Source organism: Streptomyces sp. R35, from assembly GCF_041053035.1.
In the GTDB taxonomy this organism is placed as follows: Bacteria; Actinomycetota; Actinomycetes; order Streptomycetales; family Streptomycetaceae; genus Streptomyces; species Streptomyces lutosisoli.
Genome location: NZ_CP163440.1, coordinates 9,820,583 through 9,836,149, shown reverse-complemented (window position 1 = coordinate 9,836,149; position 15,567 = coordinate 9,820,583). Strand labels below are relative to the sequence as shown.

General features: G+C 72.0%; 10 protein-coding genes and 3 tRNA genes. 6 read left to right on the top strand and 7 right to left on the bottom strand.

The window, feature by feature from the left end:
• Positions 1–90 precede the first annotated feature (90 nt).
• A complete protein-coding gene (gene ddaH, locus AB5J50_RS44180) occupies positions 91–867 on the top strand; it encodes a dimethylargininase (protein WP_327433627.1) in 777 nt (258 codons plus the stop codon).
• A gap of 225 nt (positions 868–1,092) precedes the next feature.
• On the top strand, positions 1,093–2,070 hold the full coding sequence (locus AB5J50_RS44175) for an acyl-ACP desaturase (RefSeq protein WP_369264209.1): 978 nt from the start codon (positions 1,093–1,095) through the stop codon (positions 2,068–2,070).
• A 32-nt stretch (positions 2,071–2,102) separates the two neighbouring features.
• Here AB5J50_RS44175 and AB5J50_RS44170 read toward each other — a convergent pair whose 3' ends face one another.
• Positions 2,103–5,471, bottom strand: a complete 3,369-nt coding sequence (locus tag AB5J50_RS44170) for a hypothetical protein (RefSeq protein ID WP_369264208.1) — start codon at positions 5,469–5,471, stop codon at positions 2,103–2,105.
• An 83-nt stretch (positions 5,472–5,554) separates the two neighbouring features.
• Between AB5J50_RS44170 and AB5J50_RS44165 the strand changes: the two genes are divergently transcribed.
• Positions 5,555–6,400 carry a hypothetical protein gene (locus AB5J50_RS44165; protein WP_369264207.1) on the top strand — a complete coding sequence of 282 codons (846 nt, stop codon included), beginning with the start codon at positions 5,555–5,557 and terminating at the stop codon, positions 6,398–6,400.
• A gap of 24 nt (positions 6,401–6,424) precedes the next feature.
• Here AB5J50_RS44165 and AB5J50_RS44160 read toward each other — a convergent pair.
• Positions 6,425–6,500: transfer RNA gene (locus tag AB5J50_RS44160), tRNA-Trp, on the bottom strand.
• An 88-nt stretch (positions 6,501–6,588) separates the two neighbouring features.
• On the opposite strand from AB5J50_RS44160, the gene AB5J50_RS44155 reads away from it, so the two are divergent.
• Together AB5J50_RS44155 and AB5J50_RS44150 are read left to right on the top strand one after the other, a co-directional pair.
• Positions 6,589–7,986, top strand: coding sequence for a hypothetical protein (locus tag AB5J50_RS44155; protein ID WP_369264206.1), 1,398 nt, complete (start codon positions 6,589–6,591; stop codon positions 7,984–7,986).
• 90 nt (positions 7,987–8,076) lie between these two features.
• On the top strand, positions 8,077–9,891 hold the full coding sequence (locus AB5J50_RS44150; protein ID WP_369264205.1) for an AAA family ATPase: 1,815 nt from the start codon (positions 8,077–8,079) through the stop codon (positions 9,889–9,891).
• Here the strand turns inward: AB5J50_RS44150 and AB5J50_RS44145 are convergent, their stop codons facing one another.
• The 4 genes from AB5J50_RS44145 to AB5J50_RS44130 form a co-directional block, all read right to left on the bottom strand.
• Positions 9,892–11,121, bottom strand: a complete 1,230-nt coding sequence (locus AB5J50_RS44145) for a ribonuclease inhibitor (protein ID WP_369264204.1) — start codon at positions 11,119–11,121, stop codon at positions 9,892–9,894.
• Positions 11,118–12,464, bottom strand: coding sequence for an SDR family NAD(P)-dependent oxidoreductase (locus AB5J50_RS44140; RefSeq protein ID WP_369264203.1), 1,347 nt, complete (start codon positions 12,462–12,464; stop codon positions 11,118–11,120). Before AB5J50_RS44140 ends, AB5J50_RS44145 begins: the two co-directional genes overlap by 4 nt.
• Before the next feature lie 28 nt (positions 12,465–12,492).
• A tRNA-Gly gene (locus AB5J50_RS44135) sits at positions 12,493–12,564 on the bottom strand.
• 10 nt (positions 12,565–12,574) lie between these two features.
• A tRNA-Ala gene (locus tag AB5J50_RS44130) sits at positions 12,575–12,646 on the bottom strand.
• Between the two features lie 96 nt (positions 12,647–12,742).
• Between AB5J50_RS44130 and AB5J50_RS44125 the strand changes: the two genes are divergently transcribed.
• A complete protein-coding gene (locus AB5J50_RS44125) occupies positions 12,743–15,214 on the top strand; it encodes a hypothetical protein (protein WP_369264202.1) in 2,472 nt (823 codons plus the stop codon).
• Positions 15,215–15,250: 36 nt separating this feature from the next.
• On the opposite strand, the gene AB5J50_RS44120 is transcribed toward AB5J50_RS44125, so the two are convergent.
• Positions 15,251–15,499, bottom strand: coding sequence for a WhiB family transcriptional regulator (locus tag AB5J50_RS44120; RefSeq protein ID WP_327433618.1), 249 nt, complete (start codon positions 15,497–15,499; stop codon positions 15,251–15,253).
• Positions 15,500–15,567: the final 68 nt, after the last annotated feature.

Genomic DNA, 15,567 nt, shown 5'->3' with positions numbered 1-15,567 from the left:
CTGCCCGGCGTCGAGCCGGGGGCTTTCGTGCGCGCGGACCCGCGCTGCATGATGTCCGCCGACGCCCCCTGCCGATTCGGAGATCCATCCGTGCCCAGCCAGAAAGCCCTGATACGCCGTCCCAGCCCCCGCCTCGCCGAAGGGCTGGTGACGCACATCGAGCGCGCGAAGGTGGACGTCGACCTGGCGGTCGAGCAGTGGGAGGCGTACGCGGAGGCACTGCGTACGCACGGCTGGGAGACCGTCGAGGTGGACCCTGCCGACGACTGTCCGGACTCGGTGTTCGTCGAGGACACCGTGGTCGTCTTCCGCAACGTCGCCCTGATCTCCCGCCCCGGCGCCGAGTCCCGGCGCGGTGAGACCGCCGGGGTCGAGGAGGCCGTGGCCCGGCTGGGCTGCTCGGTGAACTGGATCTGGGAGCCGGGCACCCTCGACGGCGGCGACATCCTGAAGGTCGGCGACACCGTGTACGTGGGCCGCGGCGGGCGCACCAACGCGGCCGGGGTCCAGCAGCTGCGGGCGGCCTTCGAACCGCTCGGAGCGCGGGTCGTCGCCGTACCCGTGAGCAAGGTGCTGCACCTGAAGTCGGCGGTCACCGCGCTGCCCGACGGGACGGTTATCGGCCACGAGCCACTGGTCGACACGCCGTCGCTGTTCCCGCGCTTTCTGGCGGTTCCGGAGGAGTCCGGGGCGCACGTCGTGCTGCTGGGCGGAGGAAAACTTCTGATGGCCGAGAGCGCCCCGAAGACGGCGGAGCTGCTCGCGGACCTCGGCCACGAGCCGGTCCTCGTGGACATCAGTGAGTTCGAGAAACTCGAAGGCTGTGTGACATGTCTCTCGGTCCGGCTCCGGGAGCTGTACGTCTGAACAGGTGATCGTGACGTCCGTCCGGCGCGCGTCCGGTGCTGGGACCTGGGCATCCAGGACGCTCCCGGCGGGCGTCGGAGAGTGCGCGATCTCCCGTGAAGACCCCCGCTGACCAGGGGGGCTTTACAGCACACTTAACCTACGGTTTCGTAACCTACGGATACGTAGCCTACGATGCCGTAGGTTGCGTCCTGGCTTGTTGTACACGTCCCCCCTGGAGCACCCGTGACGATCACTTCTCCCCACCTCGGCAGCCCGTCCGCCGCCTGGACCGACGCTCGACTGCTGTACGCGCTGGAAGAAGTGGTCGAGACCGAGCTCAACCGCCACCTCAAGGTGGCCAAGGACTGGATGCCCCACGAGTACGTGCCGTGGAGCGACGCCCGTAACTTCCCCGGCTTCTTCGAGGACGGCGAGGCCTGGGGCAAGGAGCAGTCCAAGGTCACCGAACTCGGCCGGATCGCGCTGGTCGTCAACCTCCTCACCGAGGACAACCTGCCCAGCTACCACCACGAGATCGCCTCGCTGTTCGGCCGTGACGGCGCCTGGGGCACCTGGGTGCACCGCTGGACCGCGGAAGAGGGCCGGCACGGCATCGTGATGCGCGACTACCTGCTCGCCTCGCGTGCCGTGGACCCCGACAAGCTCGAAGCGTTCCGCATGCAGCACATGAGCGAGGGCTTCGAGTCGGACAACCGCCACTCGATGCTCCACTCGGTCGCGTACGTCGCCTTCCAGGAGCTGGCGACCCGCGTCTCGCACCGCAACACCGGCCACCAGTCGGGCGACCCGGTCTGCGACCGCATGCTGGCGCGCATCGCGACCGACGAGAACCTGCACATGGTCTTCTACCGCAACCTGCTGAAGGCCGCGTTCGAGCTCGCCCCCGACCTCACCATGGAGGCCGTGCGTGACGTCATCGTCAACTTCCGGATGCCCGGTCACGGCATGCCCGGCTTCGAGCGCGCCGCCGCGCAGATGGCCATCGGCGAGGTCTACAACATGCGCATCCACCACGACGACGTGCTGCAGCCGGTGCTGCGCCACCTCAAGGTCCTGGAGATCGACGGCCTCGGCCCCGAGGGCCTGCAGGCCCAGGAGGAGCTCGGCTTCTTCATGGGCGGTCTGGACGCTGAGGCCTCCAAGTTCGACGAGAAGCTCGCCGCCCGCAAGGCCCGTATGGCGGCACGCGCCGCCGGCTGACGCCCTCCGTACTCGCTCAGCGTCACCTCACCTCACTCCTGCGCCGTCACCTGGTCCAGCGCCGCGTCCCGCACGTCGGCCACCGGGTGGCGGCGCAGTGCTCTCAGCTGCTGCCGCCAGGGCGCGGCCCAGCCGGTACGGCTGCCGATCGCCCCGGTGACGGCCGCCGCGAGCAGCCCCTCGCCGTGCCCGCCGTGCGCGGTCAGCCTCCGTACCGTGACGAGCAGTGCCTCGGGATCGCCCTCGTGCGCCTGCCGCCGCAGCCGCTCCCCGAGCTCCCCGGCCGTCCGGGCGGCGAGCGCGGGCCGGCCCTCGGTGAGGGCGGCCAGCCGCTCCAGCCGCCCCGGCTCGGCGTCCAGGTCCAGGTGGTACGCCGTGATCGCGGCCGCATGCGGGACGAAGGCGTCGTACCCGGCGAGCAGCTCACCGGCGGCGAGAGCCGCGGGACGGATGGGTCCCGGGACCGTCCTGGCCTGCTGGGCGAGGCGGACGACAAGGTAGTCGACGCGCTGCCGGGCCGGCCGATCCCGCCGCTCGTCCGCGTCGGCATCGGCCTCCGCGGCGGTGCCGGTCTCCGTCTCCACCTCGGCCAAGGTCCTCAGCGCCTGCTCAAGCCCCAGGCCACCCCGTGGTGAACCCGCCGCCGCGGTCACCAGACCGCCCGCCGCCGCCCGCCAGCCCGTGCGTCCCGTGAGATCGGTGACGGCGTCGGCGAGGACCGTCGGGGCGTCCGGGGACCAGGGCGCCCAACGGGCCAGGGCGTCGAAGGCGAGGGTCGCCGTCTCCGCGTCGTCGGTGGAGGAGACGTCGCGGATCAGCCGGGCGTACCGCTCGCGGTGCGGCTCGGGCAGGTCCAGCGGGGTGACACGCAGGACCGCGGTGCGGAGCACAGGTTCGGCGCCCGCGGCGGCGCGCAGCAGATCCCAGACCGGTTCCTCGGCGAGCAGGCCGCCCGCGAAGGCCACGATGGCGGCGCGGACGTCGAGGTGGGCGCCGGGCGCCGCGTACGCCTCGGTCAGCAGCGCCGCCGCCCGCGGCATCGGAAGCCGTACCGCGGCGAGCCGGGCGGCCTCCTTGCGGCTGGTCACCTTGGCACGCGACGCGAACAGCACGGCGCGCAGCTGCTCGGCGAGGCGCGACGGCGCCGCGTACCGGGACGCCTGCGTGGCCGCGTACACGGCGACCCGCGCCCGCTCACCGCCCGCGTGCGCCAGCAGCTCGGGCAGCGCGTCGGCGGGCCGGTCGGTGCGGGCGAGCGCGGCGAGCGCCGCCTCGGCGAGCACCACGTCCGGCGAATCCGTCCACCGGCGTACCAGATCGGCGCCGCTGCCCGGGACCAGCGCGCCCCGCGCGACGGCCGCGGCCCGCTGGTACAGCGGCAGCCCGGCGTCCTCGGCCTCCGCCGTCAGCTGCCGGGCCACCGCGCGGTGTTGGCGCGGAACCCAGCGGCGTACATCCCGGTCCACCGGTACGGTCCAGGGGGTGCCCTTGGTCAGAAAGCGCCCGTACGGCGGGGCCTCGGCGAGCAGCGGGTCGAGCAGATCGGTGCGGCGCCGGGTGACGATCCCGAGGACGGGCCACAGCGCACCGGCGGACGGTTCGAGCGCGAGAACGCGCGCCACGCGCTCGTCCCGTGTCGCGGGCGGCTCCAGCCACAGCTCGACCGCGGAGCGCACTGTCACGTCGTTGCCGTATCGGATGGCCTGCCACAGGAGTTCCTGCAGCTCGGGCATACCGGCGGCGCGGCGACCCACCGCGCGGGCGAGCGCGAACGCGAGGCTGTAGTCGGCCTTCTCGGCGCCCGCCTCGACCCAGGGGCGCAGGGCCTCGTACACCTGGTGCTCCTGGCCGCGGCGCAGCCTCGCGTCGAGCCGGCCGAGGTCGGCACCGCCGGTGTTGCCGGATATCCGGACCAGGGTGCGCAGCGCCCAGTTCACCAACTCCCGTTGCCCGCTTGCCGCGTGCTCGCGCAGGACGGACACGGCGAGCCTGCTGAGGTTCTGCCGGGTGGCGGGCGAGGAGTCACGGGCCTCGACGGCGTCCACGGCGATCCGGTCGAGGTGCGGCTCGGCGTCCTCGGTGAACAGCGCGGGCCGCACCCCGGCCAGCGCGCCGAGCGCGGCCGAGCGCACCGGGTCCTGCTCGTTGCGCAGCCGCCCCATCTCCCGCAGTGCGGAGGTGACGGCGGCCGAGTCGCCGGAGCGGGCGGCGTTGCGGATGAGCAACGGCCAGGCCTCGGCGCGGTCTTCGGCGGCCGGGCGGCGGGTGGCCTCGACGAGCCGGTCGCGTACCTCGGCGACGGGCAGGAAGGAATCGGCGAGCAGCAGGGAGTTCCACCGGGCGCCCCCTTCACGCGCGACGTCGGCCATGCGGCGGGCCTCCTCGGCGACGCAACTGCGCGGCAGCACTTCGAGGATGACCGCGTCGATGCTGACGTGTCCGGCTCCGCGGCCTTCCTCCGCGGCCCGGTAGAAGGCGTGGCGTCGCGCCGGCGGCAGCGCCTTCACGAGCGGTGCGAGATCGCCCCAGTCGGCCAAAGCCCTCCCGTACGCGGCGAGTTCGGGCGCGTCGGAGCGGGCCAGCCTGCGCAGCACGGCGGGGCCCAGGGACCGGCTGCGGCGTGCGGCGAATCCGGTCGGCGTGAGCAGCAGTCGCAGCAGCCGGCTCGGGTCGGCTGCCGCGAACTCCGCGAAGCGCTCGCGGAGTTGGTAGGGAAGGGTGGCGGGTCCGAAGCGTTCGATCAGGTCGAGCACGCGCAGCGGCTCCGCCGCGACCGTGGCGGCCACACCCGGCGCGTACCGGCTCCACCAGGTGGCGCGCATGGCCTCGGGCAGCGTCGTCAACTCCCGTTCGGCGACATCGAGAAGGAGGCCGGGATGGCGCTTGGCGAGGGTTTTCCAGCCGGTGACCGCGTGGAAGAGTTCGGGAAGCAGTCCGCCGACCGTCTCCGCCGAGCACCCGGGGAGCAGTCGGGCCGCCTCCGCGTCGCCCCAGTCGCGCCGCAGCCCGTCCACCAGCCGGTCGGCGAGTGCGGTGCGCCGCCCCGCGACGATGGCGCGCAGTAGCTCTCTGCGGACCGCCTCGGGGGCGTCACCGAGGGCCGACTCGTAGGCGGAGTCCGGCACTTGGAGACTTTCGGCGACGCGCAGGGCGTGTCCGCGCACGAAGGCGTCAGGGTCGGCGACGCGGTCCGCGATCCACTCGGCGTCCCGGCCGACGGACGCCGCGACGACAGCGATCCCGCGTTCATGGGGTCCGCGCGCTTCGAGCTCCTCCAGAACCGGCCGTAGCGGCACCATCTCCCGTACCCGCAGAGCGAGTTCGCGCATGCGCTGCGGGTAGGGAAGCGGATCGAGGGCGTTCAGCAGACTGTCGGCATCCTGCCGCGGGGTGCGGGCCATGCGGGGATTGTGCCTGCCCGGGGGCCGCCTGGCGTAACGATTTCGCGGTGCGGTCCGGCGCGCACCTGCGGCATCATGCGGCCATGTACGAGAACAGCACGTCATCGAGGGCGGCCGGCTTCCTGCTGGACCTGATCGAGGCCGACGATGCCGAGCGGGCACGCCGGCGGATCGGGCTGCAACAGCCCGCGACCGAGGAGCCGTTGGACACACAACGCAAGCTGTTCTCCTGGTGGACGCAGACGGCCGTGCCGTCCTCCGTGCTGCTGTGGGTCCTGGAGGAGGACGATCCGGAGCTGAACGCCATCGTGTGGCGGCACGTGTCGACGGACGACGCGATGCGCCGCGCCATCGTGCGCGGTGTCCCGCACGGTCCCGGCCGCACCCGTGCCGTACGGGTGGCGAAGCCGTTGGCCCGGGACCAGGAGCCCCCGGTGCCCGGGCACTTCACCCAGTACGGGCTCATCGGCGCGCTGCGGGCGTCCACCTCCATGGGACCCGCCAGGTCGGCCGCGTCCATGGTTCTCGGGCGCCCCGGCTGGCAGGCGGTCGCCGATGCGGACCGGGAGCGTCCGCTGCCCGGCTATGCGCGGTGGGCGCTGTCCGTGCGCCCCGACTGCCCGCCATCGCTGCGCGCCCGGTTCGGCTCGCACGCGAAGTTCGCCCATCGGGTGCGGCAGGCGGGCGTCATCGAGGGGCCCGCCCAGTACGCCACCGCATGGAGCCCCGCGAGCAAGGTGCTGCAGGTGCTGTCCCTGGGGCGGACCCTTTTCCCGACGCGCGTCCGGGAGGCCGAGGACGCGCTACGGCCGCTCGTACGGGACCATTTGGGAGACCGTGAGGACGCCTGGGCTGTGCTCGCCCAGCTGATCGGGACGTTCCAAGGGAGCGTTCCGGAGCTGGTGATCACGGCGGGAGCGATCGCCTGAGCGGTACCTTCCCTGTGGTGAGGGGGCGGGGCGGCTGGATTCGAACCAGCGTGCTCTGGTTTTGGAGACCGGTGCGCCTGCCTCTGCGCTACGGCCCCGCCCTTGGCGCTGAGGGTAATGCCTTGGCCCGATGTCAGTGCGGCCTGGTACCAAAGAGGCAATGGGGGAGATCGGACACGGGGGCGGGCATGGCGTACGGAGAGCGGGGGCGACGGCCTGTCGTCGACCTGGCGGACCGCAGGGCGCTGGAGCGGTTCCGGCCGGCCGACGCGGAGGTCGTCGAGCAGGCCCGGCGGCTCAAGGAGGCCGCGCTGCTGGACTTCGGGCTGACGGAGTCGGCGGTGGCCTCCTGGCTGTACGCGAAGTGCCACCACCAGCTGGCGACGACAGCGGTGGACACGGCGGCCGTGGTGGCCTCCGGCGACGGTTCCTGTCTGCTGCTCTACAACCCGGGCTTTTTCGTACGACTCGGCCTGGACGGCGTGAAGTTCGTGCTGTTCCACGAGGCCCGGCATCTGGTGCAGCGGCATCTGTTCGCCGACCCGGAGCTGCGCGCGGACCCGGTCTTCGAGGTGGCCACCGAGGTGTGCATCAACCATGTGGCGCTGGTGCGGCTCGGCAGGGACGGCCTGCCCCTGCTGGACGGCCGTCCGACGGGCATCGATCCGCGCAACGTCCACGAGGCGTACCGGGAGGACCTGCTCGCGCAGGGTCTGGAGCCGGTCGCGTACGACGAGTTCACGCGGACCGACATGACGGTCTACGGCGAGCTGAAGAGGATGCGGAAGCCCCCGGTTCCCGCCGGACGGCTGTGTGTGCATCTGACGTCCGACGTGCCCGCCGACCAGGAGACCGTCGACGAGGTCTCCTCCTCCGCGCTGCTCAACGCGCTGCTCGCGGCCCGCCGCGGACACGCGGGCGCCGAGCAGGAGCTGCTGGACCTGATGGGCCGCACCGAGGACGCCTCGGCGCGGGCCGCGAAGATCTGGGGGCAGCTGGGCGCCGGCGAGCTGCGCGGCGAGACCGCGCGGACGCGGACGGTCGACTGGTGGCAGCGCTGGCTGGTCGACGTGCTCGGTTCGAAACTGCGTGACGGCGAGCGGCTGGTGTACCCGAAGAAGCGGGGTGCGCTGCTCGCGGCGCTGGGCCAGGACCCGATGCTCTCTCGGCGCGGCCCGGTGCGCGACAAGGTCCTCGTCATCGCGTACGACACCTCGGGTTCCATGCCCGACCGGGTGGTCGACTGGCTCACGGACCTCGTCGGACGGATCGACGGGGTCGAGGCGCACTGGCTGTCCTTCGATGCCGTGGTGATGCCCTTCGAGCCGGGTGGCCGGGTCTACGGCGGAGGGGGCACGAGCTTCCAGGCGGTCGCGGACTACGTGGAGGGGCGTACGGAGGTGAACGGCCGCCGCTGCGAGGTGAGTCCGGACGCCGTGGTGATGCTGACCGACGGATACGCCCCGCCGATCACGCCCGCCGAGCCCGACAAATGGATCTGGCTGATCACCGAGGGCGGCCATGAGTGGCCCGACAGTCACATACCGGCGATGGACTGCCATCGCGTGAGCACCGGATCGCACTAGCTGCCTCGCGTGACCACGGTTCGCGCCGGCCGGCCCGACGTGACCAGACCACTGGGGCAACTCCCCTCGGCACAGGACCAGGCAGGACGGATGACTACCGCCACCAACCCCACCCACCCCGACCGCACGGCACCTGCGCCCTCCCGTCTCGAGTCGTTCATCGACGCGATGATCGACATGGGGCAGACGGGCCAGATCTTCGGCGAGCACGGCATCGGCAAGACGGCGACGTTCTTCTCGCATGTGGCGCGCGCCCGCCCCGACGCCACGCTGGTCTACGTGCCCGCGGCGAACCTCACCCCGGACGACCTGCTCGTCAACGCGCCGGTACGGGACCCGCACACCGGCGAACTCGTGCTGCGCCAGCTGGTGATGAGCCAGCTCAAGCCGGGCACGCCGTTCGTGCTGCTCATCGACGACTCGCTCCAGGCCGGTGAGACGATCCAGTCGCAGCTGATGCAGATCGCCTGCAACTGGACGCTGGGCGAGCACGATCTGCGCGCCCTGGGCTGCATCGGCGTCTTCCTCACCGACAACGAGTCGCTTTCCGAGACCTCGGCGCGGCGCAGCGACCTGGCGCTGCTGGACCGCATGGTCACGATGCGGATCACCGCGAACGACACCTCGTGGCGGCGCCATCTCGCGGCCAAGTACCGCGAATGGGACCTGGATCCGGTGTTCTCCCTGTGGGCGTCCCTCAGCCCCACGCTGCGCGAACGGCTGTCGCCGCGCACGCTGGACCATGTCCTGGCGAACGCCCGGGAGGGCTTCCCGCTGCGCTGGGCCCTGCCGCTGGTGGGCGGCGAGCGGCTGCGGCTCGTCGAGCCCCGCCCGGACGGAAAGCCCGGTCAGAACCGTACGGCCGAGATCCTGGACCGGATCGCCGAGCACGTGGGCGTGTCCAATCCGTCGACGATCCCCGATCCCGTACGTCAGGTCCTGCGGGCCGCGCTGCGCAATCGCTGGACGGTGCTGCTGCAGGGCCCGCCGGGCTGCGGCAAGACCGAGCTCGTACGGGAGACGGTGCGCGAGGGGCTGGGCCGGGAGCCGCTGTACTTCTCGCTGCCGGTGACCAATGTCGAGGACCTGTGCGCGCCGATCCCGTCGGCGGACGGCACGCTGGACAACCTGCTCGCGGCGGGCTTCACGGGGCCCGAGCCGAAGGCGATCGTCTGGGACGAGTACAACCGCCCCAAGGACAAGGCCGCCTTTGCCAAGCTGATGGAGATCACCCAGGAGTGGTCACTGGCGGGGCGCCGGATCGAGAACCTGCGGGCGCAGATAGCCGTGCAGAATCCGCCGTACCACCTGGGCCGCAAGCTTCTGGTCTCGCGGAACAACATCGCTCAGGCGACCCGTTTCACGGCCTCGCTGACGGTCGAGCCCGAGGACATCCCGGCCAATGAGTGGCTGCTCGCGCGGTACGGCTCGGACGCCGAGACCGTCCTGGAGTGGTGGAAGCACGACATCGACGACGACGGCCGCGCCTGGATCACCAAGCGGACCCTGGAGCGCCTCATCAAGCTGCACCGGCGCGGGCTGCCGCTGGAGATGGCGACGGTCTATCTCGGCGACGGCGAGTACGCCCCGGTGCCGCTGACGGCGCTCGTCGACCGCCTGAGCGGGCGCCCGGTGACCGGTCTGCGCGAGCTCGCGCGCGAGGCGGACGCCTGGGAGGCCCGGCTGCGGCGCGCGGCGGAGCACTCCGACGAGGGTGCCAATGACAGCGATGTGGTGCACCAGGTGCTTGCCAACGCCGAGCTGTCCCAGCTGAAGAAGCATCGGAAGGTGGTGGCCCGCCTTGTGCCGCTGCTGCCGCCGAAACTGCGGGCGACGTATCTGGTGGGGGCGACGCAGGAGCAGCAGCGGTTCTGGACGGAGATATTCATGGGCATGCGGCGCTGATCACCGGTCGTCGTCGCCGTCCGGGGGCGCCGTGCGGTGCACGCTGCGTACGGCGGCGACGTCGGCCGGGACAGACGGCATCGGGACGTGCGCGCTCAGCGCTTCCAGGCGCCGCTTGACGCTGGTGGCAATGCCTTGTCCGAGGACGAAGCGGGTGGCCGTGACGGCGCTCGGTGCGGTGTCGAGGAGGCGGTGGGCCTCGCGGCTGCGCATGCCGGTGTGAGTGAGGACGAGATGGGTGAGGCGGTGTTCGGCGCTCGCGAGGGCGTCCGCGATCGTCTCGGCGGCCGTGAGGTCGACACGGTTGTCGGCCGCTCCGAGGACGGCGGCCGCCCGTACGCGCCCCAGGTCGAGCAGCGTGACCCCGGCCGCGGTCGCCGCCGTCACCAGTCGGGCGGCGGCTCCCGGCCCGATGCCGTTGCTGGCGACGGAGAGCCGGGCGAGCCGTCCGTGCGGCGCCCGTTCCAGCGCGGCGGCGAGCCGGAGCGCGCCCCCGTCGCCCAACCGCGCCGCCGACACATAGAGTTCGTCGATCGCGCCCGCGACGATCAGCGCCGCGAGGGGTACGGCGCCGTCCGCGCCCAACGGGTTGCCGCCGATGAACAGCCGCTCGATGCGGCGGCCGTTCTCCGCCGCGGCGAGAAGGGCGTCGGCGAGGACGACCGTGCCCGCCGCGTCGAGGCCGGTCTGGACGAGGTCGAGGGTGCGCAACGACCGTGCGGCTTCGATGAGTTCGGCGGCGGCCTGCCCTCCCCCGCTGCCGAGCGGGTTGCGCTTGAGCCACACCCCGGTGACGACGCGTGGCGAGGCGCGCAGGTTGTCGGCGATGCGGCAGGCGCCGCCCGCGGTGATGCCGTTGCAGCCGAGATAGAGCGTCTCGACGGCCGCGCCCGCTGACACGGCGGCGGCGCCCTCGTCGCCGAGCCCGTCGGTGCCGAGCAGCAGATGCCGTACGGGGGACGGCCCTTCGGAGCGTTCGGACAGCGCCTCGGCGACCAGCGCGGCACCCTGCGCCCCGATCCCCTGCTTGCACAGGTCGAGCCGGCCGTCGGGCAGCGCGGTACCCGCCGTGAAGTCCAGCCGCTCCCCGGCGGGACGGCCACCGCGCAACCAGTCGAGCAGCGGTTCCAGCTCGGCCACCAGGCGGGGCACGACCGGCGGCACTCCCGCAAACTTCGCCCCGGACGCCGGCTCAGTCTCCGACTTGGGCTCCGGCTCGGGCTCGCTCACCACTCCGCCTCCCGGTAGTCCTTGAGGAACACGCCGGACAGGGGCTCGCCCGCCTCACCGCGCACGATCGGGTCGTACACCCGGGCCGCCCCGTCCACGATGTCCAGCGGCGTACGGAACCCCGCACCCGCCATCCGCTCCTTCTTCGGAGCGGGGTTCTCGTCGGTGATCCATCCGGTGTCGACCGCGCACATGTGAACGCCCTGCTGCGCCAGTTCGGCGGCGCTCGTGCGGGTGAGCATGTTGAGGGCGGCCTTGGCCATATTGGTGTGCGGATGGCCGGCCATCTTGTTGCGGACGGCGAAGCGGCCCTCGACGGCCGTCACGTTGACGACATAGCGGCGCGGGTGCGGCGAGGCGAGCAGCAGCGGGAGCAGCCGGTCGCAGAGCAGCGCCGGGGCGAGCGCGTTGACCAGCTGGGTCTCCAGCACCTCGGCCGGGTCGAGTTCGCCGAGCCGGGCCGACCAGGAGTTGTCCGGGGAGGGGTCGGGCAGCAGGCCCGCCTCGTCGGCCTCGCGCAGCACGACGGGCAGCGCAGAGGGGCCTCCCTCCAGCGCGCGCATCGGCGTGAACCCCGGTGCCTGCCGGGCTCCTTCGGGCAGCCCGGCGTACTCCCCCGCGGTCAGCAACGCGTACGACTCCGGGGGCCGTCGCACCGTCTGCGCGGCGTTGTTCACCAGGATGTCGAGCGGCTCGCCCTCCTGCCGCAACTGCTCGCACAGCCCGAGGACCTGCCGGGGATCACGCAGGTCGACGGCCAGTACCGTCAGCCGGTCCAGCCACTTCCCGCTCCCCGGCTCGGCCCGGAAGCGGCGCACGGTGTCGTGCGGGAAACGGCTGGTGACCAGCAGTTCGGCGCCGTCGCGCAGCATCATCAGGGCCAGTTGGAAGCCGATCTTGACCCTGCCCCCGGTGAGCAGCGCACGGCGGCCGCTCAGGTCGGTGGCGAGGGCGCGCCGGGCGGTGTTGTCGGCGGCGCAGTCCGGGCACAGCCGGTGATAGAAGGAGTCGACCTGTCGATAGGACGTCTTGCAGACGTAGCAGGCGCGCGGCTTGGCGAAGACGCCTCCCGCAGCGGCCGCGCCGGGATCGTGGGCCAGCGGCGCGTCCTCCCGCCGGTCGAGCGCGCCCGTCGCGGTCGCCGCCATCGCGGCCGCGTCGGCGGCGGACAGCTCGGCGCCGCGCACCTTGCGCCTGCGCACCCGCCCGTCGCGCGCGAAGGACGCGGCGACCTGCTCGGCCCGCAGCCGCACCGGGTCGTCCACGGGCAGCGCCCGCAGCTTTCCGACCGCACGGTGGAAGGCCGCCAGCTCGTCCTCTGTGATCCCGCCACCCTCACTCATGTGTCCCCGCCCCGACTGTGCTCTGAAGTGGTCCCGGCCGGATTCGAACCGGCGTATCCGCCTGGGCAAGGCGGCGAGTCTGCCTCTGCTCTACAGGACCGGCGCGCGGGTCCGGGCGGCCGGATTCGAACCGGCGTTTCCTGCATGCCATGCAGGTGCGCCTGCCTCTGCGCTACGCCCGGATGCGCTCCCGGATCTTAACCGCACGCATGCTGACCCGCCGTACCGATTTACGGCCCGCCTCAGCGGTGCAACGGTGCCCCCAGGGGGTGAACACCATGGCCCAGACCCATGAATGGATGTTCTACGAGGTCATGTGGCGCAGCTGGGCGGGGCGGGCACAGGTCCCGTATCCCGTGCCCTGGTGGGCTCAGCAGGCCTTTCGGCGGTGGAGCGACGACTTCGACGCCGGTACGTACGACTCGAAGGAGGCGGCCTTCGCTTCCAATGCCCTGTACCGCTACTGGAGCATGGTCGGCGTCAAGGACCATCGTCAGGAGTCCCTGATCGGGCAGGCGGGCGAGATCGAGCCGGTCTACGACAAATACTGTCTCTCGTTCTTCCTGTACGACCCGGCGACCGGCGCACTGCGGCTGCCTCAACTGCCGGACGGCGGAAGCGTCGAACAGCGTATGGAGGCACCGCATCTGCCGGTCGTGCTGACGACGTTCCGTACGCCGGAGGACGTGGAGTTCGTGCAGCGGACGTTCGCCACGCCGGTGGGCCCGCGCCGGCGCGACCTGGCCGTCACCCGGGTGACCGTGGGCAGCCCGACCGGACAGCCGCGCGAGGGGCTGCTCTGCGCGGCACTGATGCCGGCCGGGCCGAGCGGCTTCCAGCGGCACGACCGCAACGGCCGGCAGATCACCGACCGCCGCCTCACGTATCTGCGCCATCTGCCGGACGAACAGCGCGTGGAGACCAACTCGGGCTGGGGACCGGTCTTCGACACCGCGCCCGACCAGTACGGGGTGTACGGCAATCCGGACTTCTCGCTCGACCCGGACGCGTATGTCGCGCACAGCCCGTTCCACGACCTCGTGACGGGCGGGAAGCTGAACGGCGCGGTGGAGGCGCAGGACCAGGTGGCCGGGTTGTGCAGCGCGGTGTTCGGCTGGCCGTTCCGGGTCGCGGAGGAGGAGGTCTTCGAGATCGACGTACGGCTGCCCGTGGACCTGTTCAGCGGGCCGGCCGATCTGGCGGAGCTGCGGGCGACCCCGGCGGCCGAACTGGAGTCGGCCAACCGGGACTTCTGGACGGCCAAGCTTCTCGGCCAGGGCCTGCAACCCCAACTTCCGCGCACAGTGGGTCATCTGACCGACCTCTTCCGGCAGGCGCGCTCGCAGCTGCTGATCCTCTCCGACCAGGGCGAGATCCATCCGGGCCCGACGGTGTACGACTCGTTCTGGATCCGCGACTCGTCGGTGGAGGCGACGGCGTGCTCTCTCGTCGGCGACTCCGCGCTGGCGGAAACCCAGTTGGGCACGCACTATCCGCTGAAGTTCAACCTGGGCGGCGGGCGCATCGGGCCCTGCGCCGAGTACGGCTTCTACGGCGGCCCGCACGAGAAGGACGACCACGAGTGGGACAGCAACGGCCAGGCGTTGTGGGCGATCGGCCGCTTCGACCGTACGAGCGGGGCCGCCGCGGCCTTCGGGGCGAAGCTGTATGTACCGTACGTGCGCGATGCCGCCCGCTGGATCCGCGACAACCGTGACGGATATGGGCTGTTGCACCAGGGCTGGAGCGCCGAACACCTCGGCGAGCGCGACAAGCGGCACTTCTGGGACGACTTCTGGGCGCTGGCCGGGCTCTATGAGGCGGCCCGCCTCGCCGAGCGGATCGGCGCGCCCGAGGTGCCCGAACTCTGGGGCGCCTTCGACGACTTGAAGCGGGCCACGGGCGACGCGATCCGCTGGGTGCTGGGCGAGCAGCGCTCGCGCGGCGCGTGGGAGACGTACATTCCGACCGGCCCCGACGACGTCGGACGGCTCGACTCGACACTGATCGGCGCGGCGGCGTACTTCCATCCGCTGCGCCTGCACATGGGCAGCAAGCTGGGCGACGACGTGGACCGCGCGGCACGCTTCACGCTCGACACGATGTACGCCCACTTCGTGACCGGCGGCTACCGCCACGAGGCGGCCTGGAACGCGTACGGGCCGTATCTCACCCTCCAGTTGGCGCACGCCTATCTCCTTGCCGGTGACCCGGCCCGGATGGACGAGCTGCTCGGCTGGGTGGTCGGCGCGGGCTTCCCGGAGACGGCGGGGCGGCCCGCCGCGCTGGGCGCGTGGAACGAGCAGCACGCCTTCCCCATCGCCTCGGACTTCGCCGAAGTCCCGTACCGGCACTGGTACATGGGCGACATGCCGCACGGCTGGGCAGCCGCCGAGTATCTGCTGCTGATCCGCGACATCCTCTTCTTCGAGGCCGACGAGGACCGCGACCCGCATGTGTACATCGCGCCGGGCGTACGCCCGCACTGGGTCCCGGCGGGCGAGAGGGTCGCGGTGGACGCGGCGCCCACGCTCTTCGGGGAGCCGTTCGGATACCGGCTCACGCACGACCCGGTCGCGCGGACAGTGGCGGTGGACATCACGCAGGCGCCGGAGCGGGTGCGGTTCGTCTATCCGTGCCGGTTCGGCGCGGTGCGGTCGGCAGCCGCGGACGGACGGCAGCTGGCGGTGACGGGGAACGACGTACAGATACCGGCCGGGACGTGGCAGTTCACGGTGTCGTACGACTGAGGGGGTACATGGTGTCGTACGGCTGAAAGGACCCGGTCAGTTGTGGTCGGTACGCCGGAGGCCGAGGCGCTCCTTCTCGGAGAGGCCGCCCCAGACCCCGAAGCGTTCGTCGTTGCTCAGCGCGTATTCGAGGCACGCGGAGCGCATCTCGCACATCCCGCAGATGCGCTTCGCCTCGCGCACCGAGCTGCCCGGCTCGGGAAAGAAGAAGTCGGCCCCCGTCTGCGCGCACAGCGCCTGCTGCTGCCAGGCGATGTCGGACGGAGTGATCGTTTCCAGGTGCATGGCAAGATCGTGCCTCGGGGCGAAAAACGTTCGATCAACGCGCGATCAACGGCGCGTTCCGAAGTGCC